This is a genomic window from Comamonas sp. FG99 (genome assembly GCF_057808605.1).
This window is the reverse complement of the sequence record NZ_JBMDII010000032.1, coordinates 1-25,693: the sequence shown is the minus strand read 5'-3', so window position 1 is coordinate 25,693 and position 25,693 is coordinate 1. Positions and strand designations below refer to the sequence as shown.

The 25,693-nt window shown below is 66.2% G+C and carries 32 protein-coding genes; 10 read left to right on the top strand and 22 right to left on the bottom strand.

The annotated features are described in order from the left end of the window. Positions 1-21 precede the first annotated feature (21 nt). Complete coding sequence (locus ACODRX_RS19335; RefSeq protein ID WP_488873161.1) at positions 22-846, bottom strand: IclR family transcriptional regulator; 825 nt, start codon at positions 844-846, stop codon at positions 22-24. A 123-nt stretch (positions 847-969) separates the two neighbouring features. On the opposite strand from ACODRX_RS19335, the gene ACODRX_RS19330 reads away from it, so the two are divergent. Next, positions 970-2,613 (top strand): GMC family oxidoreductase, encoded by a 1,644-nt coding sequence (locus tag ACODRX_RS19330; RefSeq protein ID WP_488873160.1) that lies wholly within the window; start codon positions 970-972, stop codon positions 2,611-2,613. A 163-nt stretch (positions 2,614-2,776) separates the two neighbouring features. Continuing rightward, on the top strand, positions 2,777-4,108 hold the full coding sequence (locus tag ACODRX_RS19325; RefSeq protein ID WP_488873159.1) for an MFS transporter: 1,332 nt from the start codon (positions 2,777-2,779) through the stop codon (positions 4,106-4,108). 54 nt (positions 4,109-4,162) lie between these two features. Here the strand turns inward: ACODRX_RS19325 and ACODRX_RS19320 are convergent, their stop codons facing one another. Then, positions 4,163-5,029 carry a pirin family protein gene (locus tag ACODRX_RS19320; protein ID WP_488873158.1) on the bottom strand — a complete coding sequence of 289 codons (867 nt, stop codon included), beginning with the start codon at positions 5,027-5,029 and terminating at the stop codon, positions 4,163-4,165. Positions 5,030-5,157: 128 nt separating this feature from the next. On the opposite strand from ACODRX_RS19320, the gene ACODRX_RS19315 reads away from it, so the two are divergent. Then, positions 5,158-6,066, top strand: a complete 909-nt coding sequence (locus ACODRX_RS19315) for a LysR family transcriptional regulator (RefSeq protein ID WP_488873157.1) — start codon at positions 5,158-5,160, stop codon at positions 6,064-6,066. Positions 6,067-6,241: 175 nt separating this feature from the next. On the opposite strand, the gene fahA is transcribed toward ACODRX_RS19315, so the two are convergent. Both fahA and hmgA read right to left on the bottom strand, forming a co-directional pair. Beyond that, positions 6,242-7,579: a fumarylacetoacetase gene (gene fahA, locus ACODRX_RS19310; RefSeq protein WP_488873156.1), complete on the bottom strand. Its 1,338-nt coding sequence runs from the start codon at positions 7,577-7,579 to the stop codon at positions 6,242-6,244. A 34-nt stretch (positions 7,580-7,613) separates the two neighbouring features. Further along, positions 7,614-8,924 (bottom strand): homogentisate 1,2-dioxygenase, encoded by a 1,311-nt coding sequence (gene hmgA / locus ACODRX_RS19305; RefSeq protein WP_488873155.1) that lies wholly within the window; start codon positions 8,922-8,924, stop codon positions 7,614-7,616. Between the two features lie 431 nt (positions 8,925-9,355). Between hmgA and ACODRX_RS19300 the strand changes: the two genes are divergently transcribed. After that, the gene (locus ACODRX_RS19300) at positions 9,356-9,820 is read left to right on the top strand and encodes a MarR family winged helix-turn-helix transcriptional regulator (RefSeq protein WP_488873154.1); all 465 of its coding nucleotides are present in this window, start codon (positions 9,356-9,358) and stop codon (positions 9,818-9,820) included. A 41-nt stretch (positions 9,821-9,861) separates the two neighbouring features. Here the strand turns inward: ACODRX_RS19300 and ACODRX_RS19295 are convergent, their stop codons facing one another. Next, on the bottom strand, positions 9,862-10,911 hold the full coding sequence (locus tag ACODRX_RS19295) for a fumarylacetoacetate hydrolase family protein (RefSeq protein ID WP_488873153.1): 1,050 nt from the start codon (positions 10,909-10,911) through the stop codon (positions 9,862-9,864). A 138-nt stretch (positions 10,912-11,049) separates the two neighbouring features. Here ACODRX_RS19295 and ACODRX_RS19290 point away from each other — a divergent pair, with 138 nt between their 5' ends. The 3 genes from ACODRX_RS19290 (at position 11,050) to ACODRX_RS19280 (ending at position 13,808) form a co-directional block, all read left to right on the top strand. After that, positions 11,050-11,841, top strand: coding sequence for an IclR family transcriptional regulator (locus ACODRX_RS19290; protein ID WP_488873152.1), 792 nt, complete (start codon positions 11,050-11,052; stop codon positions 11,839-11,841). Between the two features lie 333 nt (positions 11,842-12,174). Further along, positions 12,175-13,356 carry a DUF3108 domain-containing protein gene (locus ACODRX_RS19285; RefSeq protein ID WP_488873151.1) on the top strand — a complete coding sequence of 394 codons (1,182 nt, stop codon included), beginning with the start codon at positions 12,175-12,177 and terminating at the stop codon, positions 13,354-13,356. Positions 13,357-13,505: 149 nt separating this feature from the next. Further along, a complete protein-coding gene (locus tag ACODRX_RS19280) occupies positions 13,506-13,808 on the top strand; it encodes a BTH_I0359 family protein (protein ID WP_488873150.1) in 303 nt (100 codons plus the stop codon). 62 nt (positions 13,809-13,870) lie between these two features. Here the strand turns inward: ACODRX_RS19280 and ptsP are convergent, their stop codons facing one another. From ptsP to ACODRX_RS19260, 4 genes are all read right to left on the bottom strand, one after another. Further along, the gene (ptsP, locus tag ACODRX_RS19275) at positions 13,871-15,628 is read right to left on the bottom strand and encodes a phosphoenolpyruvate--protein phosphotransferase (protein ID WP_488873149.1); all 1,758 of its coding nucleotides are present in this window, start codon (positions 15,626-15,628) and stop codon (positions 13,871-13,873) included. An 80-nt stretch (positions 15,629-15,708) separates the two neighbouring features. After that, positions 15,709-15,978 carry an HPr family phosphocarrier protein gene (locus ACODRX_RS19270; RefSeq protein WP_488873148.1) on the bottom strand — a complete coding sequence of 90 codons (270 nt, stop codon included), beginning with the start codon at positions 15,976-15,978 and terminating at the stop codon, positions 15,709-15,711. Then, positions 15,947-16,393 carry a PTS sugar transporter subunit IIA gene (locus tag ACODRX_RS19265; RefSeq protein WP_488873194.1) on the bottom strand — a complete coding sequence of 149 codons (447 nt, stop codon included), beginning with the start codon at positions 16,391-16,393 and terminating at the stop codon, positions 15,947-15,949. The genes ACODRX_RS19270 and ACODRX_RS19265 overlap by 32 nt, the downstream gene beginning before the upstream one ends. A gap of 120 nt (positions 16,394-16,513) precedes the next feature. Next, a complete protein-coding gene (locus tag ACODRX_RS19260) occupies positions 16,514-17,071 on the bottom strand; it encodes a hypothetical protein (RefSeq protein ID WP_488873147.1) in 558 nt (185 codons plus the stop codon). Between the two features lie 83 nt (positions 17,072-17,154). Between ACODRX_RS19260 and ACODRX_RS19255 the strand changes: the two genes are divergently transcribed. Further along, positions 17,155-17,667, top strand: coding sequence for a TlpA disulfide reductase family protein (locus ACODRX_RS19255; protein WP_488873146.1), 513 nt, complete (start codon positions 17,155-17,157; stop codon positions 17,665-17,667). Positions 17,668-17,707: 40 nt separating this feature from the next. Further along, on the top strand, positions 17,708-18,202 hold the full coding sequence (locus ACODRX_RS19250; protein ID WP_488873145.1) for a GNAT family N-acetyltransferase: 495 nt from the start codon (positions 17,708-17,710) through the stop codon (positions 18,200-18,202). On the opposite strand, the gene ACODRX_RS19245 is transcribed toward ACODRX_RS19250, so the two are convergent. Beyond that, positions 18,199-18,876 (bottom strand): cytochrome b/b6 domain-containing protein, encoded by a 678-nt coding sequence (locus ACODRX_RS19245; protein WP_488873144.1) that lies wholly within the window; start codon positions 18,874-18,876, stop codon positions 18,199-18,201. The genes ACODRX_RS19250 and ACODRX_RS19245 overlap by 4 nt on opposite strands. Before the next feature lie 116 nt (positions 18,877-18,992). On the opposite strand from ACODRX_RS19245, the gene ACODRX_RS19240 reads away from it, so the two are divergent. Beyond that, positions 18,993-19,451, top strand: coding sequence for a c-type cytochrome (locus tag ACODRX_RS19240; protein WP_488873143.1), 459 nt, complete (start codon positions 18,993-18,995; stop codon positions 19,449-19,451). 114 nt (positions 19,452-19,565) lie between these two features. Here the strand turns inward: ACODRX_RS19240 and ACODRX_RS19235 are convergent, their stop codons facing one another. From ACODRX_RS19235 to rpsJ, 12 genes are all read right to left on the bottom strand, one after another. Further along, positions 19,566-20,072: a peroxiredoxin gene (locus ACODRX_RS19235; RefSeq protein WP_488873142.1), complete on the bottom strand. Its 507-nt coding sequence runs from the start codon at positions 20,070-20,072 to the stop codon at positions 19,566-19,568. A gap of 149 nt (positions 20,073-20,221) precedes the next feature. Beyond that, on the bottom strand, positions 20,222-20,491 hold the full coding sequence (gene rpsQ, locus ACODRX_RS19230; protein ID WP_488873141.1) for a 30S ribosomal protein S17: 270 nt from the start codon (positions 20,489-20,491) through the stop codon (positions 20,222-20,224). Positions 20,492-20,503: 12 nt separating this feature from the next. Beyond that, complete coding sequence (gene rpmC / locus ACODRX_RS19225) at positions 20,504-20,701, bottom strand: 50S ribosomal protein L29 (protein ID WP_184711657.1); 198 nt, start codon at positions 20,699-20,701, stop codon at positions 20,504-20,506. A gap of 15 nt (positions 20,702-20,716) precedes the next feature. After that, the gene (gene rplP, locus ACODRX_RS19220; protein ID WP_460483255.1) at positions 20,717-21,133 is read right to left on the bottom strand and encodes a 50S ribosomal protein L16; all 417 of its coding nucleotides are present in this window, start codon (positions 21,131-21,133) and stop codon (positions 20,717-20,719) included. A 2-nt stretch (positions 21,134-21,135) separates the two neighbouring features. Then, on the bottom strand, positions 21,136-22,011 hold the full coding sequence (gene rpsC, locus ACODRX_RS19215) for a 30S ribosomal protein S3 (protein WP_488873140.1): 876 nt from the start codon (positions 22,009-22,011) through the stop codon (positions 21,136-21,138). A gap of 16 nt (positions 22,012-22,027) precedes the next feature. Further along, positions 22,028-22,360 carry a 50S ribosomal protein L22 gene (rplV, locus tag ACODRX_RS19210; protein WP_313303005.1) on the bottom strand — a complete coding sequence of 111 codons (333 nt, stop codon included), beginning with the start codon at positions 22,358-22,360 and terminating at the stop codon, positions 22,028-22,030. A gap of 10 nt (positions 22,361-22,370) precedes the next feature. After that, complete coding sequence (gene rpsS, locus ACODRX_RS19205; RefSeq protein ID WP_488873139.1) at positions 22,371-22,649, bottom strand: 30S ribosomal protein S19; 279 nt, start codon at positions 22,647-22,649, stop codon at positions 22,371-22,373. A gap of 10 nt (positions 22,650-22,659) precedes the next feature. Then, the gene (gene rplB / locus ACODRX_RS19200; protein WP_488873138.1) at positions 22,660-23,484 is read right to left on the bottom strand and encodes a 50S ribosomal protein L2; all 825 of its coding nucleotides are present in this window, start codon (positions 23,482-23,484) and stop codon (positions 22,660-22,662) included. A 2-nt stretch (positions 23,485-23,486) separates the two neighbouring features. Then, positions 23,487-23,801, bottom strand: coding sequence for a 50S ribosomal protein L23 (gene rplW, locus ACODRX_RS19195; RefSeq protein ID WP_488873137.1), 315 nt, complete (start codon positions 23,799-23,801; stop codon positions 23,487-23,489). Continuing rightward, the gene (gene rplD / locus ACODRX_RS19190; RefSeq protein WP_488873136.1) at positions 23,798-24,418 is read right to left on the bottom strand and encodes a 50S ribosomal protein L4; all 621 of its coding nucleotides are present in this window, start codon (positions 24,416-24,418) and stop codon (positions 23,798-23,800) included. Before rplD ends, rplW begins: the two co-directional genes overlap by 4 nt. Then, positions 24,418-25,089 (bottom strand): 50S ribosomal protein L3, encoded by a 672-nt coding sequence (gene rplC, locus ACODRX_RS19185; RefSeq protein WP_488873135.1) that lies wholly within the window; start codon positions 25,087-25,089, stop codon positions 24,418-24,420. The genes rplD and rplC overlap by 1 nt, the downstream gene beginning before the upstream one ends. A 209-nt stretch (positions 25,090-25,298) precedes the next feature. Next, on the bottom strand, positions 25,299-25,610 hold the full coding sequence (gene rpsJ / locus ACODRX_RS19180; protein ID WP_460483262.1) for a 30S ribosomal protein S10: 312 nt from the start codon (positions 25,608-25,610) through the stop codon (positions 25,299-25,301). Between the last annotated feature and the right edge of the window lie 83 nt (positions 25,611-25,693).

Here is a 25,693-nt window from a genome sequence, read left to right as displayed (position 1 = left end):
GGGGCTTGTGCCCCGATTGGATCAGAACAGCAACGGCCGCACACGCTCGGCCGCGCGGCGCAGCGCAGGCAACGCGGCCAGCGCGTCTTCGAGCTTCATGCGCGCCGTGGGTGCATGCAGCGCCATGGTAGCGCGGCATTCGCCCTTGTCATCCAGAATCGGCACGGCCATGCCGATCAGGCCCAGCATGAATTCCTCGACATCGGCGGAGTAGCCATCGATGCGGATCTGCGCACAGGCCCGCTCCAGCGCTTCGGGCCGGGTGAGCGTGAACTCGGTGAGCTTGGCAAAGCTCGCATGCTGCAGCACGGCGGCGCGCTTTTCGGCCGGCATCAGCGCCAGGTACATCTTGCCGCTGGCGGTGGCATGCAGCGGCACATGCGAGCCGGCCTCCAGCTGCGTGCGCAGCGGCCAATGGGTTTCGACACGGTCGAGGTAACGCACCTTCAGGCCGTCGAGCACCGTGAGATTGCAGGTTTCGTCGATCTCGCCAACCAGCTCGGACAGCACCTGGTGGCGCAGCTCACGGCGCGGGTCGGACTCCAGCGTGGCAAGCGCCATCTTCAACAGCCGCGGGCCGGGCGCGAAGCTGCGGTCCGACAGGTCGCGGCTGAGCCATTGCTGCGCCTCCAGCTGGCTGCACATGCGCGAGGCCGTGGCCTTGGGCAGTGCGAGCGCCCCCGCCACATCCATCAGGCCGACGCGGCCCGAGGTGGCGACGAAGTCCAGCACGGACAGCGCCCGCTCCGACACGGATACCGGCTCGGCACCGGTCTTGGCAGCGGCGGGTGCCGGGGCACTGGGGGCGGCCTTACTGGCGGCAGCGGCCGGCTTGCGAATCGGCATGGTTCTATGGATCTGGGTCTCTGGTACCACGGGTTTTTTCCCATTGTACGGTGGCTTATTTCGCCTAAAGTTCCATCAAAAGGAACATTTAGTTCCATTAAACGGAACAAATAAAGGAGACCCATGGCATCGGACAGTGCAAGAACCTACGACTACATCGTCGTGGGCGCGGGCTCGGCGGGCTGCGTGCTGGCGGCCCGGCTGAGCGAGGACCCGCGCAACCAGGTGCTGCTGCTGGAGGCCGGGCCGCCCGATCGCTCGCCGTGGATCCACCTGCCCATCGGCTACGGCAAGACGATGTGGAGCCCGGTCTACAACTGGAAGTTCGAGACCGACCCCGACCCCAACATGAACGGCCGCCGCATCTACTGGCCGCGCGGCAAGACCCTGGGCGGCTCCAGCTCCATCAACGGCCTGATCTATATCCGCGGCCAGGCCGAGGACTATGACCACTGGGCCGCGCTGGGCAACGAGGGCTGGGCCTTCCGCGACGTGCTGCCCTACTTCATCAAGTCCGAGGGCAACCAGCGCGGCGACAGCGAATTCCACGGCGGCTGCGGGCCGCTGCAGGTCTCGGACATCGGCGCCAGGCACGAGCTGATCGAGGCCTTCATCGCCGGCGCCGCAGAGCTGGGCGTGCCGCGCACCGACGATTTCAATGGCGCCGCGCAGGAAGGCGCCGGCTACTACCAGCTCACCACCCGCAACGGCCTGCGCTGCAGCACCGCCAAGGCCTACCTCAGCGCCGCCAGGCGCCGCCCCAACCTGCACATCGAAACCAATGCACAGGCCACCGGGCTGGCGCTGCGCGGCAAGCGCGTGGTGGGCGTGCACTACCGGCGCCAGGACCGGGACCTGAAGGCCATGGCAGGCTGCGAGGTGCTGCTCTGCGCAGGCGCCATCCAGTCGCCGCAGCTGCTGCAGCTGTCGGGAATCGGCCCGCGCCAGCTGCTGGAGGGCCTGGGCGTGCCGGTGGCCCACGAGCTGCCGGGCGTGGGCGAGAACCTGCAGGACCACCTGCAGATCCGCCTGGGCTTCGAATGCACCAAGCCCATCACCACCAACGACCAGCTCAATTCGCTGTTCGGCCAGGCCAGGCTCGGGCTGGAGTGGCTGGTGCACCGCAGCGGCCCGCTGGCCGTCGGTATCAACCAGGGCGGCTGCTTCATGCATGCGCTGCGCGATGCCGACGGCCGGCCCGTCGCGAAGACGCCCGACATCCAGTTCCACGTCGCCACGCTGTCGGCCGACATGGCCGGTGGCAAGGTGCATCCGTATTCGGGCTTCACCATGTCGGTGTGCCAGCTGCGGCCCGAGTCGCGCGGCCATGTGCGTATCCGCTCGCGCGATCCGCTGCAGCCGCCCGGCATGCAGCCCAACTACCTGGACACCGCGCTCGACCGCGACACCAACGTGGCCGCGGTGCGCGCGGCGCGCGCCATCGCCGCATCGCGCGCGATGGCGCCCTATGTCAGGCGCGAGGTGAAGCCCGGGCCAGACATGCAGTCCTACGACGAGCTGCTGGAGTTCTGCCGCGACAACGGCGCCACGATTTTCCATCCCAGCGGCACCTGCCGCATGGGCGCTGACGCCATGGCCGTGGTCGATGCCCGACTGCGTGTGCATGGCGTGAAGGGCATCCGCGTGGTGGACTGCTCTGTGATGCCCACACTCGTGTCGGGCAATACGAATGCGCCTGTCGTGATGATGGCCGAGAAGGCGGCCGACATGATTCGCGAAGACGCAAGGCGATCCGCTGCGGCCTGAAACCGGCCGCAGCGCCGGGACCTGGCAATCCCGGCGCAATCCTTCAACAGAAATGACAACCGGCGACGGGCAGGCAATCGCCGCGGATCGGCTCGCCCTGGCATCGGCAGGGCAGGCGGCTGCGCGCATCGCCCTCCCTGCAGCCTTCAACCGGAGACCAAGCATGGCTAGTACAACCCAGGGTACCGACCCTCGCGTCATTCGCAAGGTGGTCACCTCGGCCATCGTCGGCGCCACCATCGAGTGGTACGACTTCTTCCTGTATGGCGTGGTGGCGGGCATCGTCTTCAACAAACTCTATTTCCCCAGCGACGATCCACTCATCTCCACGCTGCTGGCCTACACCACCTTTGCGGTCGGGTTCGTGACGCGCCCGCTCGGCGGCGTGATCTTCGGCCACTTCGGCGACAAGATCGGCCGCAAGAGCATGCTGGTGATGACGCTGATGATCATGGGCGTCGCCACCTTCCTCATCGGCCTCGTGCCCACCTATGCGCAGATCGGCGTGGCCGCGCCGGCGCTGCTGCTGCTCTTGCGCGTGGCGCAGGGCATAGGCCTGGGCGGCGAATGGGGCGGCGCGGTGCTGATGGCCTACGAGTACGCGCCCCCGGAAAAGCGCGGCTTCTACGCATCGCTGCCGCAGATCGGGCTGGCGTTGGGCCTGTTCATGGCCTCCGGCGTGGTCGGGCTGCTGTCTTGGCTGTGCACCGACGAGCAGTTCATGGCCTGGGGCTGGCGCGCCGCCTTCCTGCTCTCGGGCCTGATGGTGGCGGTGGGCATGTTCATCCGCCTGCATGTGAAGGAAACACCCGAGTTCGCCGCGATCAAGGCGCGCAACGCCGAGACCGCGATCCCGTTCATGGACATGCTGCGCCGCTACCCCGGCAACGTGGTCAAGGGCATGGGCGCGCGCTACATCGACGGCGTGTTCTTCAACATCTTCGGCGTGTTCTCGATCACCTACCTCACCAACACGGTGAAGATCTCGCGCTCCGAGGCGCTGGTGGGGGTGATGGTGGCCGCGATCGTGATGTGCTTCAGCATCCCGGTCTTCGGCAGGCTGTCCGACAGGATGGGCCGCGCGCGCATGTACCAATGGGGCTCGCTCATCACCGGCATCGTCTCGTTTCCGGCGTTCTGGCTGATGAGCACCAGCAACGGCAACATGCTGCTGATCTGGATCGCCACCATCGTGCCGTTCGGCATCCTCTACGCCATGGTCTACGCGCCCGAGGCCGGGCTGTTCTGCGACCTGTTCGATGCCAAGGTGCGCTACACCGGGATCTCGTTCGTCTACCAGTTCTCGGGCATCTTCGCCTCGGGCATCACGCCGATCATCGCGACCGCGCTGCTCAAGGCCAACGGCGGCCAGCCCTGGCTGATCTGCGCCTATGTGCTGTTTGCCGGCCTGGTGTCCGCCTGGTGCGCGGCGCTGATCGGCAGGGACCAGGCCCGCACCCAGGCACGGCCGCGCATGCAGCCGGCCCGCGGCTGAGGGCCGCCGCGCCCCGGGCGAAGGCCGCTGCCGGCAGGAGCGGCCCGGCCCGCATCAGGCGCTCATGCGCCCGAATTTGCCGCTGTTGAAGTCATTCACCGCATCCACGATCTCTTGCTGCGTGTTCATGACGAACGGCCCATAGCCCACGATGGGCTCGGCGATAGGCTCGCCGCTCAGCAGCAGCACGGTGGCGTCGTTGTTGGCCTCGATCTCCACCGCCGAGCCCTCTGCCTCCAGCACCACCAGCTGCGACTCGCGGGCGAGCGCATCGCCAGCCACCTGCACCGTGCCCTCGATCACCACCAGGGCGGTGTTCCAGCCAGCGGGCAGCTCCAGCCGCGCGGTCTTGCCGGCGCGGATGCGCAGGTCCCACACGCTCAGCGGCGTGAAGGTGCGGGCGGGCCCGGTCTGGCCGCCGTAGCTGCCGGCGATCAGCCGCGCCACGCCGGCGCCATCCGGCAGCTCCACCGCCGGGATCTGCCCGCTGGTGATGGCCTGGTAGCCAGCGGGCGCCATCTTGTCCTTGGCCGGCAGGTTCACCCACAGCTGCACCATCTTCAGCAGGCCACCCTTTTCGGTGAAGCCCGGCGAGTGGAACTCCTCGTGCAGGATGCCGGCGCCTGCCGTCATCCACTGCACCTCGCCGGGGCCGATCACCCCGCCCTTGCCGGTGGAGTCGCGGTGCGCCACCTCGCCGTCATAGACGATGGTCACGGTCTCGAAACCCCGGTGCGGATGCTGGCCCACCCCGCGCGGCGCGCCGGTGGGGGCAAACTCCTGCGGGCCGGCGAAATCCAGCAGCAGGAACGGGCTCAGCTCCTTGCCATGGCTCTGGTACGAGAACAGGGAACGCACCGGAAAGCCATCGCCCACCCAGTGCTGCCGGGGGGCGTTCTGCACTTGCAATACCTTTTTCATCATCAGCTCCTGAAGGTGGAGCGGCATCTGCAGCCGCCATGGAACTATTATGGGTATTGAACACCAAAGGCGGTAGCTGGCGAAATCTTGATACATCGTTCCATTTTTTGAACAATATCCCCTCTTCTATGCAGCAGGACCTGAACGATCTGTACTACTTCGTGCAAGTGGTGGACCACGGCGGCATCGCGCCCGCGGGCCGCGCCCTGGGCATGCCCAAGTCCAAGCTCAGCCGGCGCCTGGCGCTGCTGGAAGAGCGCCTGGGCGTGCGGCTGGTGCAGCGCTCGACCCGCAAGTTCACCGTGACCGAGCTGGGCCAGACCTACTACCAGCACTGCAAGGCCATGCTGGTCGAGGCCGAGGCGGCGCAGATGAGCATCGATGCGGTACGCGCCGAGCCGCACGGCGTGGTGCGGCTGAGCTGCCCGGTGGCGCTGCAGCACACGCTGGTGGAAAGCATGCTGACCGACTACCTGGTGCGCAATCCCGCGGTCACCCTGCACCTGGAGGTCACCAACCGGCGCGTGGACGTGATCGCCGAGGGGCTGGACCTGGCCATCCGCGTGCGGCCGCTGCCGCTGGCCGACAGCGACCTGGCCACGCGCATACTGCAGGAGCATTCCACCTACCTGGTCGCCAGCCCGCTGCTGCTGCGCCGCCACGGCATGCCCCAGAGCCCGCAGGAGCTGGCGCAGTGGCCCACGCTGTGGCACGGCACGCCCGAGCAGCAGTTCACCTGGCAGCTGACCCACCCCAGCCAGGGGCAGCTCAGCATTGCCCACCAGCCCCGGCTGGTGACCACCGACATCATGGCCCTGCGCAGCGCGGCGCTGGCCGGCGTGGGCGCGGTGCTGCTGCCCAGCATCATGGTGCACGAGCAGGTGCTGTCGGGCCGGCTGGTGCAGCTGCTGCCCGACTGGCTGCCGCGCAAGGACGCGGTGCATGTGGTCTTTTCCTCGCGCCGCGGCATGCTGCCCGCGGTGCGCTCGCTGATCGACCACCTGGCCGAGGAGTTCGCCAGGCTGCCCTCCTGCTGAGCCCGCGCTCCAGCAACGCACGTATGCACAAAAAAGCACATAAAAAAAGCGCGATGTCTGCTAGACATCGCGCTGGTGACTCAACTTTCTAATCGCTGGAGGTTTTTGCCTTTCGGCGCGCTTATTCTAACGCCAATCACTGCAATTTGTTGATGTCGTTAAAACTTTGTTGCTTTTAGGCTTTTTCACCCTCGTACAGGCTGCGCGCCGGCAGCACCGCGCCCTCGCAGCTGCCGAAGCCGATGCGGGCAAATCCAGGCCTCTCGCACCAGCCGCGCAACCGCGCCGAGTCGCCGTCCTCCAGGAAGACACGCTGCTCGCCATCCGGTAATTCAACCGGTTTCTTACCCCCCATGGTCAACTCGATCAAGGCACAGGCCTGGTCCAGCGTGGGGCCCGACAGCGTGCCCGAGCCCATGAAGTCGCCGGGCTGCAGGTTACAGCCGTTCACGGTATGGTGCGCCACCATCTGCGCCACGGTCCAGTAGGCATGGCGGTAGCTGGTCTGCGCCACGGTGGCATAGCCCTGGCCGGCCGCGCGCATGCGCGGCGTTTGCAGGTCGAACGCCAGCTGGATGTCGAACGCGCCTTCGGCGCTGTTGGCAGTGCTTTGCAGATAAGGCAGCGGCTGCGGGTCTGCGGCCGGGTGCGCGAAGGCGGTGCGGTACGGCGCCAGCGCCTCAAGCGTGACGATCCAGGGCGAGACGGTGGAGGCGAAGTTCTTCGACAGGAAGGGGCCGAGCGGCTGGTATTCCCAGGCCTGGATGTCGCGGGCCGACCAATCGTTGAGCAGGCAGATGCCGAACACATGGTCCTCGGCATCCGCCATCGCCACCGGCTCGCCCAGCGCATTGCCGGGGCCGATGAACACGCCCAGCTCCAGCTCGATGTCCAGGCGCTTGCAAGGCCCGAAGCTCGGCACAGCGGCGTCGGGCGCCTTGGTCTGGCCGACCGGGCGCCTGAAGGCCTGGCCCGAGACCACGATGCTGGACGCGCGGCCGTGGTAGCCGATCGGCACCCACTGGTAGTTGGGCAGCAGCGGGTTGTCGGGGCGGAACTGCTTGCCGATGTTGGTCGCGTGGTGGATGGAGGTGTAGAAGTCGGTGTAGTCGCCGATCTGGGCCGGCACCGCATATTCGGCTTCGGCTTGCGGCACCAGGCAGGCCTGCCAGGCCGATTGCTCGGCGGCGCCTGCGCGCAGGCCGCGCGACAGCGCCAGGCGCAGCGCGCTCCAGGCCTGGCCGCCCAGCGCCATCAGCGCATTGAGCCTGGGCGCGGATGCGGCCTGCGCGGCGGCCGCGGCGCCGCCCTGCAGCGTGCCGGTGGCGCACAGCGCCGCCAGGTCGAGGATCTGGTCGCCGATGGCCACGCCGCCGCGAAAGGCCTCGCTGCCGCCGCGCCGGCGGAAGCTGCCGAACGGCAGGTTCTGCAGCGGGAAATCCGTGCCGGCCTGCTGGGCGCTGGCCACCCAGCTTTGCAGGCCGGCGTCGTGGGTTTCGTTCAGGATTGTCATGATCTTTCCAGTCGTTAGCAAATATCGCGCGCCATCACTGGCCAGCGGGCTTGAAGTGCTTTTTCAGGCCTTGCCAGCAGCGATAGTACTCGTGCTGCAGCTGCACGGTTTCGAGCGCATGGCGCGTGGGCTGGATGACCTCGGGCGTCTCGAACATGAAGGCCATGGTGTCGGTGACGTAGTGCGGCTTGCTGGTGTCGGCGGCGCTGGCCTTGGCGAAGGTGTCGGCGTCGGGGCCATGGCCGCTCATGCAGTTGTGCAGCGAGGCGCCGCCGGGCACGAAGCCCTCGGCCTTGGCATCGTAGGCGCCATGGATCAGCCCCATGAATTCGCTGGCGAAGTTGCGGTGGAACCATGGCGGACGGAAAGTGTCCTGCATGGCCAGCACGCGCGGCGGGAAGATCACGAAATCCAGCGTGTCCACGCCCGGCAGCGCGCTGGGCGACTGCAGCACCAGGAAGATCGACGGATCGGGATGGTCGTAGCTGATCGAGCCGATGGTGTTGAAGCGGCGCAGGTCGTACTTGTACGGCGCATAGTTGCCGTGCCAGGCCACCACGTCGAGCGGCGAATGGCCGATGCGGGCGCTCCAGAACCGGCCGCGCAGCTTGGCCACCAGCTCGAAATCGCCCTCGACGTCTTCGTAGGCGGCCACCGGCGTCTGGAAGTCGCGCGGGTTGGCCAGGCCGTTGGAGCCGATCACGCCCAGGTCGGGCAGCTTGAGCAGCTCGCCATAGTTCTCGCAGACATAGCCGCGCGCCTGGCCGTCGGGCAGGTGCACCGCGAAGCGCACGCCGCGCGGCACCACCGCGATCTCCTGCGGCTCCACCTCGAGCGTGCCCAGCTCGGTGGCAATGGTGAGCCGGCCCTGCTGCGGCACGATCAGCAGCTCGCCGTCGGCGTTGTAGAAAAAGCGCCCCTGCATGCCGCGGTTGGCCGCATACAGGTGGATGCCGCAGCTGGCATTGCCCGCCATGCTGACCATGCCCTCGATGAAGTCCACCGGCCCGACGGGCGGCGGCAGCGGGTCCCAGCGCAGCTGGTTGGGCGGCGTGGGCACTTCGTCGAAGCCGCCGGTGACGTGGCTCTTCCAGCGCGGCAGCTCCGTGGCCTGGAAGGGCTCGTGCATCGCGCCGGGGCGGATGCGGTACAGCCACGAGCGGCGGTTGCTGTGCCGCGGCGCAGTGAAGGCCGTGCCCGACAACTGCTCGGCGTACAGGCCCAGCGGCGCAACTTGCGGCGAATTGCGGCCCACCGGCAAGGCGCCCGCAATCGCCTCGGTGGCCCATTCGTTGGCAAAGCCGGTCATGTACTGCCGGCTGGTGAAAGTAGTGGTCATGGTCATCTCCTGAGAGCTTCTAAGAACCTGTTCACGATCGCTACGCAGCCGCGTTGCAGACGCAATCGGGATGAGTGCGAGTCGATGTGGCGCAGCATGCACTGGTGTGCATGCAAGACGCAGCGCGAAGCAATCGCCCGATTGCGTCGCAACCCGCAGGGCCAGTGCATTTGCGGCCGCCCGGGTAGGGGCGGTCTGCGGCGTTGCCTCGCCGGCCGCGCGAATCCTCGCCATAGCTGGGCTATGGCTGCGGTATCGCGCCTTGCATCCCATCCCGCAAATGCACTGGCGCGGCTGCGTAGCGATCGTGAACAGGTTCTAAGTGCTTTCCCGCAGGCGGCCCGCGTTTGCGGGGTAGGCGAGAGAAATCCCGATCCATGCGCGCATGGTCCGTGGCATATTGGTGCTCGTTGACATTGCGGGGAACTCCAATGAGCATGACAACCCCCTCCGCCCCACCCGTGCTGGATCGCACGTTCACGCATCGCCTGCATGCGCTTGCCAAGGTCATAGACCGGGTGACCCAACGGGCCTACGAGCACGAAGTGGGCATCCCGATCAGCGAAGGCCGATGTCTGGCCGCCATCGGCGCCTTCTATCCGCTGTCGGTCAACGACCTGGCCATGCACACCAACCTGAACAAGGCACAGGCCAGCCGCTCCACGCAGTCGCTGGTGGAGCGGGCGCTGGTGCTCAAGCAGACCAGCGATGTGGACGGCCGCAGCGTGGTGCTGACGCTGACGCCGGCGGGCCGCGAGATGTGGGCCCGGCTGATGGCGGTGATCGACCGGCGCAACCGCGAAGTGGTGGCGGCGCTGAGCAGCGACGAGCAGGCGCTGTTCGGCCAGCTGCTGGACCGGCTGCTGGAGCACGCGCGCCGCTGCGCCGCAACTCCAGCCTGAACTCCGGCCCGGACTTCCGCCCGGCAACGCCTGCCCGTCCATCATGCCGGCTCCGCCTCGGCTGCCTTGGTGCGGCGCGTGCGCGCTTCCTGCGCGCTGACTAGGTTGTGGTCGATGGCGCCGCACAGGCTGGCGCCGTCCTTGCCCTTCATCTCGATGCGCACGCTGTCGCCCAGCTGCAGGTAGCCGGTTTTTGCGGCGCCGTTTTGCAAGATTTCCATGCCGCGCTTGTCGGCGATGCAGCCATAGCCCTTGGGCCAATCCAGGCTGCCTTTCTTGTCCACTGCCGCATTCGCCACCGTGCCGCAGCCCACCACGGTGCCAGCACGCAGATGGCGCGTGGCGGCCGCATGGGCGATCAACTGGCCGAAGTGAAAACCCATGTCGGCACCGGCATCGCACATGCCGACCTTGCGGCCGTTCCACGAGGCCTGCAGCGTCAGGTGCACGCGCCCATGGCGCCAGGCCTCGCCCACCTCGTCCAGCGTGACGGCCACCGGCGCGAACGCCACCGCCGGCCGGCTCTGCACCCAGCCGCAGCGCTTGTCCAGCTCGGCCGGCGCGAGCTGGCGCAGGCTGATGTTGTCCACCACCGCCAGCAGGCGCACCGCGTCCAGCGCGTCCTCGGGGCCGGTGCCCATGCGCACGTCGGCCGTCACCACCGCGAGCTCCGCGCCGAAATCCACGCCCATGGCATCGCTGGCCACCACGATGTCGTCGCAGGGCCCGAGGAAGTCATCGCCGCAGCCCTGGTACATGGAGGGCGTGAGGCCGGCGGACGCGGGCTCCAGGCCCAGCGCGCGCTGCTCCAGCTCCAGATGGCCAGGATAGGCCGCGCCGCTCAGCCACTGGTAGGCGCGCGGCAGCGGCGCCATGCACTGCTCGGGGTTGAAGTCGAAGGCGTGGCGGGCTCGGCCGGTATTGAGCGCGTCGTACACATCCTGCAGCTGCGGCGCGAGAAAGCCCCAGTCGTCCAGCACCTGCTGCAGGCGATGGGCAATGCCGGTGGCGTAGTGGGCGGTGCGCAGGTCGCGCGAGACGACGACCAGCTGTCCGTCGCGCGATCCGTCTTTATAGGTTGCAAGCTTCATGGCGCATTGCTCTGGTTGGAATACAAGCCCTTATCGTGCCAGAACGCGGTGGCCTTCGCCGCCGCATCGCCTGGTCAAAATTAAACTATAAGAAATCAATTCACCTAAACGAAATCGATAATACCGGAAAATCAGCCGATGGACAAGGAACGCACGGGTATTCAATCGGTGGAGGTGGGCTTTGCCCTGCTGCAGGCGCTGGCCGAGGCGCCGGGACCCTTGATGCTCAAGGATCTGGCCGCCATGGCGCACATGCCGGCCGCCAAGGCCCACCGCTACCTGGTGAGCTACCAGCGCAGCGGCCTGGTGGCGCAGGACGCCGCCACCGCGCGCTACGACCTGGGCCCGATGGCGCTGCAGCTGGGCCTGGCCGCGCTGCGCCGCAGCGACCCGGTGCGGCTGGCGCGCGAGCGCATGCCGCAGTTGCTGCAGCAGCTGGACCACACGGTGGCGCTGGCCGTGTGGGGCAACCGGGGGGCGACCATCGTGCACTGGGAGGAGCCGCCGCAGGGCACCACCGGCCATCTGCGCCTGGGCGATGTGATGCCGCTGCTGTCGTCCGCCACGGGCCGCTGCTTCGGCGCCTGGCTGCCGGCGGCGCGCACCGCGCCGCTGCTGCAGGCCGAGCTGGAGCTGGCCCGGCGCAACCAGCGCGGCGACCTGCCGCACACGCCTGAGGCGGCCGAGACATTGTTCGCCGAGGTGCGCGCCCGCGGCTCGGCCCGCGTGGTTGACACCCTGCTGCCCAGCGTGGTGGCCTTTTGCGCGCCGGTGTTCGATGCGCGCGGCCATGTGGCGCTGGGCATCACCACGCTGGGCACCATCGCCAGCTTCGATCCGCACTGGGGCGGCGCCATCGACCAGGCGCTGCAGTCCCTGGCGGCCCAGCTCTCGCACGCGCTGGGATTTGACGGCAAGGCGCGGCGCTAGGGCCTGTTCACACAAAGCACGGGGATCGCGTTGAGTCCTCTTGGGATGGGCTGCAAGGCGCTGGCCCGCAGCAAGGTAGGTACCTTGCAAGAGACAGCAACGCAGCAGACCGCCCAAGAGGGCTCAACCCTTCGGGCAAGTGCGGCAGGGCCGCCACTGCGTCGTTACGCTTCTTGTGCGGGTGGGCACACGCACGGCGTCGCGTGCCTAGCATTGACAGCCCTGTCGGGCTTGCGCGACCCCGTATTGGTGTGAACAGGCCCTAGCCCAGACGCAGCGGCTTTACCCGGGCTTATCCTCCCCGCCTATACACCCCACCTACACTTGCAGCCTATGCGCTCTCGCTTGCTGTATCCGCTGACGGCCGCCGTACTGGCGGTACATGCCATCGTGCTGCTGGCGCCCGGCCTGCCGGCCTGGATGCGCCCGCGCGCCCTGCCCGCGCCGCAGGATCTGCGCTTCAGCACCCGTGGCATCAGTCCCGCGCCGCAACCCGAGGCTGCCGCGCCGCCGGCACCCGCGCCAGCACCGGCCCCGAGGCCGGCGCCGCCCGCTCGCGCCAAGCCGGCCCCCAAACCAGCCAAGGCAGCCCCCGTGGCGCCGCCGAGCGAAGCGCCAGCAGCGGCAGCCAGTGAAGCGCCGGGGCCGGCCCCGGCCCCCGGCGCCAGCCTGGATGATTTGCTCGGCGACGACAAGAACGCCCCGCCCGAGCCGCACGAAGCCAGCGCTGCCGCCGCCGATGCCGCGGATGCGCAGCCATCCGCGGCCACGCCCGAGCCCAGCGCGCCGGCAGCGCCTGCCGCCGATGCACCCGCCGCGCCGGACGCCCCCGCGCTGGGCATAGGCAGCGCCGGCTACACCGGCGCCCTGCCGGCCGCGCGGGTACCGCCGTCCACCGAGCTGAAGTTCGATGCCAAGGGCTCGGCCAAGGGTTTCAACTATTCGGCCAGCGCCTCGCTGCGGTGGCAGAGCGATGGCAGGCAGTACCAGGCGCGCCAGGAGATCTCGGCCTTCCTGATCGGCTCGCGCACCCAGACCAGCACCGGCCGCATCGACCTGAACGGCCTGGTGCCGCAGCGCTTTGGCGACAAGGCCCGCAGCGAACGCGTGGCGCAGTTCGACGCCGCGCCCGCCCGGGTGAATTTCAGCAATGGCAATGCCAGCGCGGTCACGCCCGGCGTGCAGGACCGGCTGTCCATCTTCGTGCAGCTGGCCAGCATGTTCGCGGCGGCGCCCGAGCGCTATCCGCCCGGCACGGCCATCAGCATCAACACCGCGAGCGCCACCGCCGCCGCGGTATGGACCCTGGTGGTGGACGGCCCCGAGACGCTGGAGCTTCCCGAGGGCCGGCGCGAGACCATCCGGCTGACGCGCCGCCAGCTGCCAGGCGACGACCAGAAGGCCCAGCTGTGGCTGGCGCCCGGGCTGAACTACCTGCCGGTGCGCATCCACCTGTCCCAGCCCAATGGCGATTTCGCCGACCTGTCGCTGAAATCGGCCAGCCAGCCGCCCTGATTTGTCTGTTTTTTGGCGCGCTGGCGCGTTAGGGAGACAAAAGCCCCCGTGTTTGCAAAAAACAGCTGCCAAAAGCTGCTACAAAGAGCTTGTGGCGCTTCTTGCAAACCCGGGCGGCGCCACCACCTGCGAAGCTAAGGAGGTATGCCATGCAAATGATTTACGACTCGGATTCTTTCGTGGTGCTGCACCTCATGCCCGAAATTCCCTTGTCTGCCGACGGCGCCACCACGCAGCCGCCCGTGACGGAGCCCGTTCGCAAGCTGTTGCGCCAGGGATTCGAGATCGTGGACAAGCGCAGCGGCAAGGAGCTGTACCTGGACGGCGTGTGGGCCGAGATATTCCAGCAGCAGCTGCAGGCTTGGCAGGCGAATGCGCCCACCGAGGAAGAGGTGGAGGCCGCGCTGGACCGCTATACCGGCCTGGCCCAGCAGCCCGTGGTCATGCACTGACGGGCAGGCGCGACCAGGCCCACCCCACCACTCCTTCCCCCCATTCCTGGCTTCACCCGGCTTCAGGCGGGGGCATGCTCGGCCATGAAGGCCTGCGGGTCCTCGGCCTGCAGTACCTGCTGCGCCCAGGCGACCAGCGGCTGGGTATTGGTCTGCAGCATGTGCTGCTTGACCGGCAGGATGCCGGCGGGCTGCATCGAGAAGCTGCGCAGCCCCAGGCCGAGCAGCAGGTCGGTCATCGCCGGATCGCCGGCCATCTCGCCGCAGATGCTGATCTTCTTGCCGGCCTGGTTGCAGGCTGCGATCACGTCGGCGATCAGCTGCAGCACCGCCGGGTGCAGCGGGTCGTACCAGTCGGCGACGGCCTCGTCGGCGCGGTCGATCGCCAGCGTGTACTGGATCAGGTCGTTGGTGCCTATGGACAGGAAGTCGAAGTACCGCAGGAAGCTGCGCACCATGATGGCCGCCGCCGGCACCTCGATCATCGCCCCGAGCTTGACCGCGCCCTGGGCCTCGCCGCGGTCGCGCAGCTCCTGCGACGCCAGCTCGACCTGGGCCAGGATCTGCCGGATCTCGCTTTGCTGCGCCACCATCGGGAACAGGATCTGCACCGGCCCGTGCGCCGCCGCGCGCAGCATGGCGCGCAGCTGGGCGCGGAACATCTGCGGATCGGACAGGCTCCAGCGGATGGCGCGCAGGCCCAGCGCCGGATTGAGCGTGGTTTCCTTGGTCTTGTCGAGCGGCTTGTCGGCGCCGACGTCCACGGTGCGCAGCGTCACCGGCATGCCCTGCATGCCCTGCACCACCTCGGCGTAGGCGGCGTACTGCTCTTCCTCGCCGGGGATCTTGCCGCCGCGCCCCATGAAGAGGAATTCGCTGCGAAACAGCCCCACGCCCACCGCGCCCGCCCGCACCGCGGAGGCGATGTCGCCAGGCTGCTCGATGTTGGCCAGCAGCTCGACGCGCTGGCCGTCGATCGTCAGCGCCGGGGTGTCGCGCAGGCGCGAGAGGCGCTCGCGCTCCAGCTTCAGCTGGCGCTGGCGGAAGCGGTATTCCTCCAGCATGATGGGCGATGGATTGACAATCACCTCGCCCGCATCGCCGTCGATGATGATCAGGTCGTCGGGCCGCACCAGCTGGCTGGCGCTGCGCGCGCCCACCACGGCCGGAATGTCCATGCTGCGCGCCACGATCGCGGTGTGCGAGGTCTTGCCGCCCACCGCGGTCACGAAGCCGGCGAACACGCTTTGCTTGAACTGCAGCATGTCGGCGGGCGACAGGTCGTGCGCGATCAGCACCATCGGCGCCTCGCGCTCGTCGCCCACCCAGTCCTGCTGGGCCTTGCCGGGGGCCGGCGCGGGCGCGGTGACCGGGCTGGCCACGCCGCGCATATGGCGCAGGATGCGCTCCACCACCTGCTGCAGGTCGCCCTTGCGCTCGCGCAGGTATTCGTCCTCCATCTCGTCGAACTGGTGGCACAGCACCTCCAGCTGCGCGGTCAGCGCCCATTCGGCGTTGTACAGGCGCTCGGAGATCCAGTGGCGCACGCCGCTGCTGAGCATGTCGTCCTGCACCAGCATCAGGTGCACGTCAAGCAGCGGCGCCAGCTCGTGCGGCGAATCCGCCCCCATGCCGCTGCGCAGGCGCTGCAGCTCCTCGATGACGGCCATGCGCCCGGTGCGCACCCGCTCGATCTCCGCCTCGACCAGTTCGGGCTCGATGAAGTAGTGCACCACCTCCAGATGACTCGATGCCGCCAGCACGGCTCGCCCAATGGCAATTCCCCGCGCAACGGCGAGTCCATGGATCGCAAAGGTCATGAAGGTATCCTGCGGTGCTCAACACAAAGGCCGCACGCTGGCGGCCTCGCTACTGTAGCGGATCGGCGCCCGCCTGGGCGCTATTCACCCTCACCGAACTTGTCATTGATCAGGGCCAGTAGCCCGTCCATCGCCGCCTGCTCCTGCTCGCCGTCGGTCTCCACCACCACCTCGGTGCCCATGCCGGCGGCCAGCATCATGACGCCCATGATGCTCTTGGCATTGACGCGCCGCTCGCCCCGCGATATCCACACCTCGCAGGGGAAGCTGCCCGCGAGCTTGGTCAGCTTGGCGGACGCGCGGGCATGCAGGCCCAGCTTATTGCTGATGGTCACGTTGGTCTGGATCATAGTGCCTGGTGTTCTGGTTTTGGGGAGTGGCGGAAGTCACTTGCAGGATGCCCTGGGTGCCGCCGGCCAGCGCACGCGCGGCCAGCGCATCGAGCGGCTCCTGCGCATAGCAGATGCTGCGCAGCAGCATGGGCAGGTTCACCCCGGTGACCAGCCGCGCGTCGGGCCGCTTGGCCAGCTCCTGCGCCACATTGTGGGGCGTGGCCCCGAAAACGTCGGTGAGCAGCAGCACCGGTGCATCGCCAGCCGCGTCCAGCAGCGCACGGGCCTGCTCCAGGCTGGCCTGCGGATCGGCGTTGGCCACGACATCCAGCGTCAGCACCTGCGTGGCGCAATCCGGAAACACATGCCGGGCACACTCGCGCAGGGCATGTGCCAGCGGAGCGTGGGCAATCAGCAAAATCCGGTTGTTCATGGCTGCAAGGCAAAAAAGCGGCAGGTCGATCAAGCAAGTGTAGCGTTTATGCGGCAGTGCAACATAGACGAAAACCACTAGGCTGTCGCCTTGATACATGTTCACCTTTGCGGCCCGCGCTCACTGCATGGCCATGCCTTGCATGAAGGTGTCGCGCGCCGCCTGCCCGATCTCGCGTGGCGACAGCACCACAGCATGGTAGAGCCGCGCCTGCGCACCCTCCAGGCGGGCGAACCACAGCGCATCGACCCAGACCGGGCGGCCGCCCTCGTCGCGGCCCTGCCACTGCACCCGCACGGACTGGGGCAGGCCCATGACGCCAGGCGCTGCAAAGGGGGTGCCGGCCGGCGCCCCGGCCGGCAGGTGCAGCTGCTTTTGCAGCGCCTGCTGCCAGCGCTGCAGCACCTCGGAGGCCTGGGCCGGCTGCGCCACCGGCATGTGCGAGAGCGCGAAGGTCGCACCGTCGGCCTCGCAGCCCGCCATGGCCAGGCTGACCGGGCCCTGGCCCCAGTCGACGCTGCGCACGGCATGGTCGGGCTTGCAGGGGAAGGTGGCGATGACCGGCGCGCCGTCCAGCGGCACGCTGCGCCAGTTGAGGCTGGGACTGCAGCCGGCGAGCACCAGCAAGGCGGCAGCGGTAGCTGCAATGGCAATGGCAGGCGAGAGAGGACGAGGCATGGCACGATTATCGCCATACCCTTGAACTTCTCCCGGATCGGCGACTCTAGCTACACTGGGCGTTCTCACGAGTAGCAGCAGCCATGGCATCGAAAACCGCAAAATCCCTTCTGGCAGGCGTGGCCGTCGCGGCCGCACTGGGCGTGGGCGCCTATGTGTACCGGGGCGCCGGCCAGTCGCCGGCGCCGCAAAGCACCTTCGTGCTGCTGGACGGCAGCTCCAAGACCACGGCCGACCTGCAGGGCAAGGTGACGCTGGTGAACTTCTGGGCCACCAGCTGCGTGACCTGCATGGCCGAGATGCCCGACATCATCGCCACCTACAACAAATACCAGTCCAAGGGCTTCGAGACCATGGCCGTGGCCATGAGCTACGATCCGCCCAGCTACGTGGTGAACTACGCCGAGACCCGCAAGCTGCCGTTCAAGGTGGCGATAGACAACACCGGCAGCGTGGCCAAGGCCTGGGGCGATGTGCAGCTCACCCCGACCACCTACATCGTCAACAAGCGCGGCCAGATCGTGAAGAGCTACATCGGCGCGCCCAATTTCGCCGAGCTGCACCAGCTGATCGAAAAACTGCTGGCCGAGGCCTGACCGCTACACTCGGGACTGGATCAACTCTGCCAACGCAACAGTGGACACGCCCGCGGTCACGCTCATCACCCCCGCCACCGCCGAACAACTGCGGCTGACGCGCGAGATCTTCCAGGAATACGCCGACAGCCTGAAGGTCGACCTCGACTTCCAGGGCTTTGCCGACGAGCTGGCCCAGCTGCCTGGCGACTACGCGCCGCCGCGCGGCGAGCTGCTGCTGGCCATCGTCGACGGCTCGGTGGCCGGTTGCTGCGCACTGCGCCCCATCGATGACGTGGACTATGCCAACGCCTGCGAGATGAAGCGCCTGTACGTGCGCAAGGCCTTCCGCGGCTTCGGCCTCGGCCGCCTGCTGGTCGATGCCACGCTGGACGCGGCCGCCCGCCTGGGCTACGACTGCATCCTGCTGGACACGCTCGATTCAATGGAGTCGGCGCGCGCGCTGTATGCCGATGCGGGCTTCGAGGAGATCCCGCCCTACTACCACAACCCCATCGCCGGCACCCACTACCTGAAGGCCGACGTCAGGATCTAACCCAAGGCCTCCAGGCTGGAGACCCACCACACCAGGCCGGCGCTGGCCGCCAGCACCAGCAGCGCGAGCAGCCGGGTCGCGGCACTGTCGATGGAATGCTCCACATGCTGCTCCAGCTCCTTGTGGCCGTGCAGCATGGGACGCAGCACCGTGCGGCGCAGCCGGAAGATGTAGAACACGATGGCCAGCAGGTGCAGCCCGATCATGCCCAGCAGCAGGTACTGGCCCACCGCCTTGTGGTAGCTGGTGGCCTGGCTCACCACCGCGCCGGAGACGAAGCGCGTGAGCGGCCCGGCAAACGCGATCTCGTCATCGCTCATCAGGCCTGTTGCCACCTGCAGGCCGAGCAGCAGCAGCATCGCCAGCACCGCCCAGGCGCCGGTGGGGCTGTGGCCTACCTCGTGGCGCGACGCGCCGCGCCCGCGCAGATAGGCCAGCACCTGCGCCGGCCCAAGCGCGAACTGCCCGAAGCGCGACCAGTAGCCGCCAACCAGGCCCCAGGCCAGTCGAAACAGCAGCAGCGCGGCAATCACATAGCCACAGCGGAAATGCCAGACCATGGCGTTGCCACCGAGCTTGCCGCTGACGAACGAGCCCAGGAAGCACAACACCAGCGCCCAATGGAACAGCCGCGTGGGCAGGTCCCATACGCGGATGCGGTAAGAAGTCGCCATCACTGCCTCCGTCTCGAATGTGCTACAAACCAATGGTGCAATGTTCAGCATTGTGCGCCAGCGGGCCAGCTCCCTGGCCCGATCACCCAGACCAACAAGCCCACGAAGGATTTTGCATGACCTCGAAAAACGTGCTCTGGACCAGCCTGGCCCTGGCCACCGCGATGGCGGGCTTTGCCGCCCCTGCATCTGCGCAATTCGCCAAGGCCGAAGACGCCGTGAAATACCGCCAGTCGGCGCTGTTCATCATGGGCCAGCATTTCGGCCGCCTCGGCGCCATGGCCAACGGCAAGATTCCCTTCGACGGCAAGGCCGCCGAGGCCAATGCGGATATCGTCGCCAGCATGGCCAAGCTGCCCTGGGCCGCCTTCGAGGCCGCCCACGAGGGCGGCAAGGCCAAGCCCGAGATCTGGAAGGAACAGGCCAAGTTCAAGGACCTGGCCGACAAGATGCAGGCCGAGACGGTGAAGCTGGCCGCCGCCGCCAAGACCAACAATGTAGACAACCTCAAGGCCGCCTTCGGCCCTGCGGCCACCAGCTGCAAGAACTGCCACGACAGTTTCCGCAACAAGTAAAAAAGATAGCTGCCAGCGCCTACCACAACTGGATTTCAGATATAAAACTATCTGAAACCGTTGACAGATAAGCGCTGGCAGCTATGGTTTCAGCCAGCTGACAGCAGGAAAGAATCAGGCCTTGGCTTGCTTGAGCAGCGTGTCGGCGTCGCTGACCTCGAACTTGCCGGGGCCTTCGACGTTCAGCTGCACCACCTTGCCATCCTTGACCAGCATGGAGTAGCGGTTGCTGCGCAGGCCCAGGCCCTTGCCGTTGAGGTCCAGCGTCAGGCCGGTGGCCTTGGCGAACACCGCATCGCCGTCGCCGATCATGCGCACCTTGCCTTCGGTCTTCTGGTCCTGGCCCCAGGCGCCCATCACGAAGGCGTCGTTCACCGACAGGCACCAGATTTCATCCACGCCGGCGGCCTTGAACTCGGCGGCCTTTTCCACGTAGCCGGGCAGGTGCTTGGCCGAGCAAGTCGGCGTGAAGGCGCCGGGCACGGCGAACAGGGCGATGGTCTTGCCGGCGGCTTCCTTTTGCACGTCGAAGGCGTTCGGGCCCAGGCTGCAGCCGTTGCCTTCCACGGCCACGAATTCGTTCAGGGTTGCTGCGGGCAGCGCATCACCAATTTTGATCATCAGGTTCTCCTTGTTTCACAGTGCCACGCGGGCAAGAGACGGCCGTCGTCGCTGCCGGCGCATTGGCGCGCCGACAAAAAGCCATAAAAAAAACGACCCACGCATTGTGGGTCGTTTTCAAGGTTGCAGTGGCAACAGCCGTAATAGGCTTAGACCAGGGCAGCCTTTTGCACCAGGTTGGTCACCACCCAGTTCTTGGTTTTCGAGAGCGGACGGCTCTCGGTGATCTCGACCGTATCGCCCAGCTTGTACTCACCTTGCTCGTCGTGAGCGTGGTACTTGCTGGACTTGATCACGATCTTGCCGTAGATCGGGTGCTTCACACGGCGCTCGACGAGCACCGTCACCGTCTTGGCACGCTTGTCGCTGACCACCTTGCCAACCAAGGTGCGCTTGAGGGACTTTTTCTCTTCCGTCATGTCGGCTCCTTTTTACTTGGCGGCTTGCTTTTCAGCAAGAATGGTCTTGGCACGGGCCACGTCGCGGCGGGTAGCCTTGAGCGTTGCCGTGTTACCCAGCTGTTGCGTAGCCTTTTGCATGCGCAGGCCGAAGTGGGCCTTTTGCAGCGACTTGATTTCAGCTTCGAGGCCAGCAACATCCTTTTGGCGCAATTCAGCAGCTTTCGTCATATCGATCTCTCCTGATTAAGCGCCAAGTTGGCGGGCAACGAACGTGGTGCGCAGCGGCAGCTTGGCGGCAGCCAGGCGGAACGCTTCGCGGGCCAGTTCTTCCGGCACGCCCAGGATCTCGAACACCACCTTGCCGGGCTGGATTTCAGCCACGTAGTACTCGGGATTGCCCTTGCCGTTACCCATACGGACTTCGGCAGGCTTGGTCGAGATCGGCTTGTCGGGGAACACGCGGATCCAGATGCGGCCACCACGCTTGACGTGGCGGGAGATTGCACGGCGTGCAGCCTCGATCTGGCGAGCCGTCAGGCGGCCGCGGTCCGTGCACTTGAGACCGAAGTCACCGAACGCAACCGTGTTGCCACGGGTTGCGATGCCGGTGTTGCGGCCCTTTTGCTCCTTGCGATATTTGCGGCGAGCAGGTTGCAGCATGTTTATTCTCCTTTACCGTCCGCTGCTGTAGCGGGCGCGTCAGTCTTGCGAACGCGCTTAACGGAATCGGCGCCAGCGCCGGCAGGCTTGTCGCTGCCGTCTGCAGGTGCCCCATTGCCACCACGGCGGCCATCGCGGCCACCACGGGGGCCACCACGGCCATCGCGGTCGCCACGACCGTCACGGCGCGGGCCGCGCGGACGGCGCTCTTCCTCGGGACGCGGCGTCTCTGCAGCAGGCAGGTCGTTGCGGCCCAGGGTGTCGCCCTTGTAGACCCACACCTTCACGCCGATCACACCGTAGGTGGTCTTGGCTTCGGAGGTGGCGTAGTCGATGTCGGCGCGCAGGGTGTGCAGCGGCACACGGCCTTCGCGGTACCACTCGGTACGAGCGATTTCGATACCGTTCAGACGGCCCGACGACATGATCTTGATGCCCTGCGCGCCCAGGCGCATGGCGTTCTGCATCGCGCGCTTCATCGCACGGCGGAACTGGATGCGCTTTTCGAGCTGCTGGGTGATCGAGTCGGCGATCAGCTGGGCATCGATTTCGGGCTTGCGCACTTCTTCGATGTTCACGGCAACCGGCACGCCCAGACGGGTCGAGAGTTCCTTCTTCAGGTTCTCGATGTCTTCGCCCTTCTTGCCGATCACCACGCCCGGACGTGCCGAGAAGATGGTGATGCGGGCGTTCTTGGCAGGACGCTCGATCAGAACGCGCGACACCGCGGCGTTCTTCAGCTTTTCCTTCAGGTACTCGCGCACCTTGATGTCTTCGGCCAGCATGCCGGCGAAGTCACGGTTGCTTGCGTACCAGCGGCTTGCCCAGTTACGGCTCACCGCCAGACGGAAGCCGGTAGGATGGATTTTCTGTCCCATAGTCTTCCTTCTGGCCTCAGTTGCCGACCGTCACGTAAACGTGGCAGGTGGGCTTGCTGATGCGATTGCCGCGGCCCTTGGCGCGAGCGGTGAAACGCTTGAGCGTGGTGCCTTGTTCGACGTAGATGGTTTTGACACGCAATTCGTCGATGTCGGCGCCGTCGTTGTGCTCGGCGTTGGCGATGGCGGACTCCAGAACCTTCTTCACGATCACCGCAGCTTTTTTCTGCGTGAACTCGAGAATGTTCAGGGCCTGGTCGACCTTCTTGCCGCGGATCAGATCCGCAACCAGACGGCCCTTGTCTACCGACAGGCGAACGCCGCGGAGGACTGCACGTGTTTCAGACATGGTCTACTCCTTATTTCTTACCGGCTTTTTTGTCGGCAGGGTGACCCTTGAAGGTGCGCGTCAGGGCGAATTCGCCCAGCTTGTGGCCCACCATCTGGTCGGTAATGTAGACCGGCACGTGCTGCTTGCCGTTGTGCACGGCGATGGTCAGGCCGATGAACTCGGGCAGGACCATGGAGCGGCGCGACCAGGTCTTCACTGGCTTCTTGTCCTTGGTGGCGATGGCCTTCTCGACCTTGGCCAGCAAGTGATGGTCAACAAACGGACCCTTTTTAAGAGAACGAGTCATTTGCTACCTCTTACTTCTTGCGACGCGAGACGATCATGGTCTGCGTGCGCTTGTTGTTACGGGTACGGTAGCCCTTCGTCAGGTTACCCCACGGGTCAACCGGATGACGGCCTTCACCAGTCTTACCCTCACCACCGCCGTGCGGGTGGTCGACAGGGTTCATCACCACGCCGCGAACGGTCGGGCGAATACCCATCCAGCGCTTCACACCGGCCTTGCCCAGTTGGCGCAGGCTGTGCTCTTCGTTGGCGACTTCACCGATGGTGGCGCGGCACTCGATGTGGATCCTGCGCACTTCGCCGGAACGCATGCGCACCTGGGCGTACACGCCTTCGCGGGCCAGCAGCGTGGCCGAGGTACCGGCGGAACGCGCGATCTGTGCACCACCGCCGATGTTCAGCTCGATGCAGTGGATGGTCGAGCCCACGGGGATGTTGCGGATCGGCAGGGTGTTGCCCACGCGGATCGGCGCCTCGGAGCCGCTCAGGATGGTCGCGCCCACTTCGAGGTTGCGCGGAGCGATGATGTAGCGGCGCTCGCCGTCGGCATAGCACACCAGGGCGATGTGGGCCGTACGGTTCGGGTCGTACTCGATGCGCTCAACCTTGGCGGGGATGCCGTCCTTGTTGCGCTTGAAGTCCACCACGCGGTAGTGGTGCTTGTGGCCACCGCCCTTGTGGCGGGTGGTGATGTGGCCGTTGTTGTTGCGGCCGGCCTTCTGGAATTGCGATTCCAGCAGGGGCGCGTAGCCTTCACCCTTGTGCAGGTGACCACGCGTGACCTTCACCACGTGGCGCTGGCCAGGGGAGGTGGGTTTGAGTTTGATAACAGCCATGATTAAGCAGCGCCTCCTTCGAGGTTCAGCTCTTGACCGGGCTTGAGCATCACATAGGCCTTGCGCACGTTGTCGCGGCGGCCGATGGTCTTGCCAAAGCGCTTGGTCTTGCCCTTGGTGTTCACCACAGACACGGCCTTCACTTCCACCTTGAACAGCAGTTCCACGGCGGCCTTGATTTCAGGCTTGGTTGCGTTCTGCAGCACCTTGAATGTCACAGCGTTGGACTTCTCGGCAACCAGCGTGGCCTTTTCGGACACGATGGGAGCGACCAACACTTGCATCAGACGACCTTCGTCAAACTTGAGCGTGCTCATGCGAACATCTCCTTGAGTTTGTCGATCGCGCCCTTGGTGACGAGCACTTTCTTGAAATGCACCAGCGACACGGGGTCGGCGTAGCGCGGCTCCACCACGAACACGTTCTTCAGGTTACGCGATGCCAGGTACAGGTTTTCGTCCACTTCGTCGGCGATCACCATCACCGAGTCCAGCTTCATGGACTTGAACTTGTCGGCCAGCACCTTGGTCTTGGGCGAATCCACCTTCAGCGAATCCACCACGGCCAGGCGGCCTTCGCGGGCCAGCTGCGACAGGATGGAAGCCATGCCGGCGCGGTACATCTTCTTGTTGATCTTCTGCGTGAAGTTTTCTTCAGGCAGATTCGGGAAGATGCGGCCGCCGCCACGCCACAGCGGCGAGGACGACATACCGGCACGCGCGCGGCCGGTGCCCTTTTGGCGGAACGGCTTGGCGGTGGTGTGGCGAACCTGTTCACGGTCCTTCTGGGCACGGGTGCCCTGGCGGCCGTTGGCGCGGTAGGCAACGATGATCTGATGGATCAGGTCTTCGTTGAAGTCGCGGCCGAACACGGTCTCGGGCGCATCGAAGTCCGATGCGGCCTGGCCTTGGTCATTCAGGAGTTCGAGCTTCATTAGTTCGCTCCTTTAGCAACTGCCTTGACGGCGGGGAACACGGTCACGAAGCCGCCCTTGGCTCCGGGAATGGCGCCCTTGATCAACAGCAGCTGACGTGCTTCGTCGATGCGGATCACGTCGAGGTTCTGGGTGGTCACGGTCGCATCGCCCATGTGGCCGGTCATGCGCTTGCCGGGGAACACGCGACCGGGGTCTTGTGCCATGCCGATCGAGCCGGGGACATTGTGCGAACGGCTGTTACCGTGCGATGCACGCTGCGAGCTGAAGTTGTGACGCTTGATGGTGCCTGCGTAGCCCTTGCCGATGGAGGTGCCTTGCACGTCCACCTTCTGGCCCACGGAGAAGACTTCGGTCACGGGCAGGGTTGCGCCGGCGGCATACTTGCCAGCGGTTTCTGCTTCGACGCGGAATTCCTTGATGATTTCACCGGCTTCGACGCCAGCCTTGGCCAGGTGGCCGGCAGCAGGCTTGGTCACGCGCGATGCACGACGCTTGCCGAAAGTGACCTGCAGGGCCACGTAGCCGTCGTTCTCTTGGGTCTTGACCTGGGTCACGCGGTTGTTGGACACGTCCACCACGGTGACAGGAACTGCATCCCCGTCATCCGTAAAGAGGCGCATCATGCCCACTTTGCGGCCCAGCAACCCGAGGGAGTTGCTTTGACTCATTTGTTGCTCCAAAACTCTCGCCACCGAAACTGCAATTGGCCCGGTGTTGCCCAGGATCCAAGGCCCAGGGCGCGAAAGAAGGTTGATAAAAACTCCGCGCCTTGATCACTCAAGACGCGAAGCCATAAATTTTAACGCGGACTTGGCTTTTCAGCAAGTCCGCGTTAAAAATGCCAGCCGGCAACGCCTTGCGGCGTTGCACAAAAGGCTTATTGCAGTTTGATTTCGACGTCCACGCCGGCAGCCAGGTCCAGCTTCATCAGCGCGTCAACCGTCTTGTCGGTCGGGTCGACGATGTCCATCAGGCGCTGGTGGGTGCGGATTTCGAGCTGGTCGCGCGAAGCCTTGTTCACGTGGGGCGAACGCAGGATGTCGAAGCGCTTCATGCGGGTCGGCAGCGGCACGGGGCCCTTGACGATCGCGCCGGTGCGCTTGGCGGTTTCCACGATTTCGGCTGCAGACTGGTCGATCAGCTTGTAGTCGAACGCCTTCAGGCGGATACGGATCTTTTGCTTGGACATTGGGTATTCCTTGTGTTTCGAGGATTACGCAATGATCTTGGCAACGACGCCGGCGCCCACGGTGCGGCCGCCTTCGCGGATAG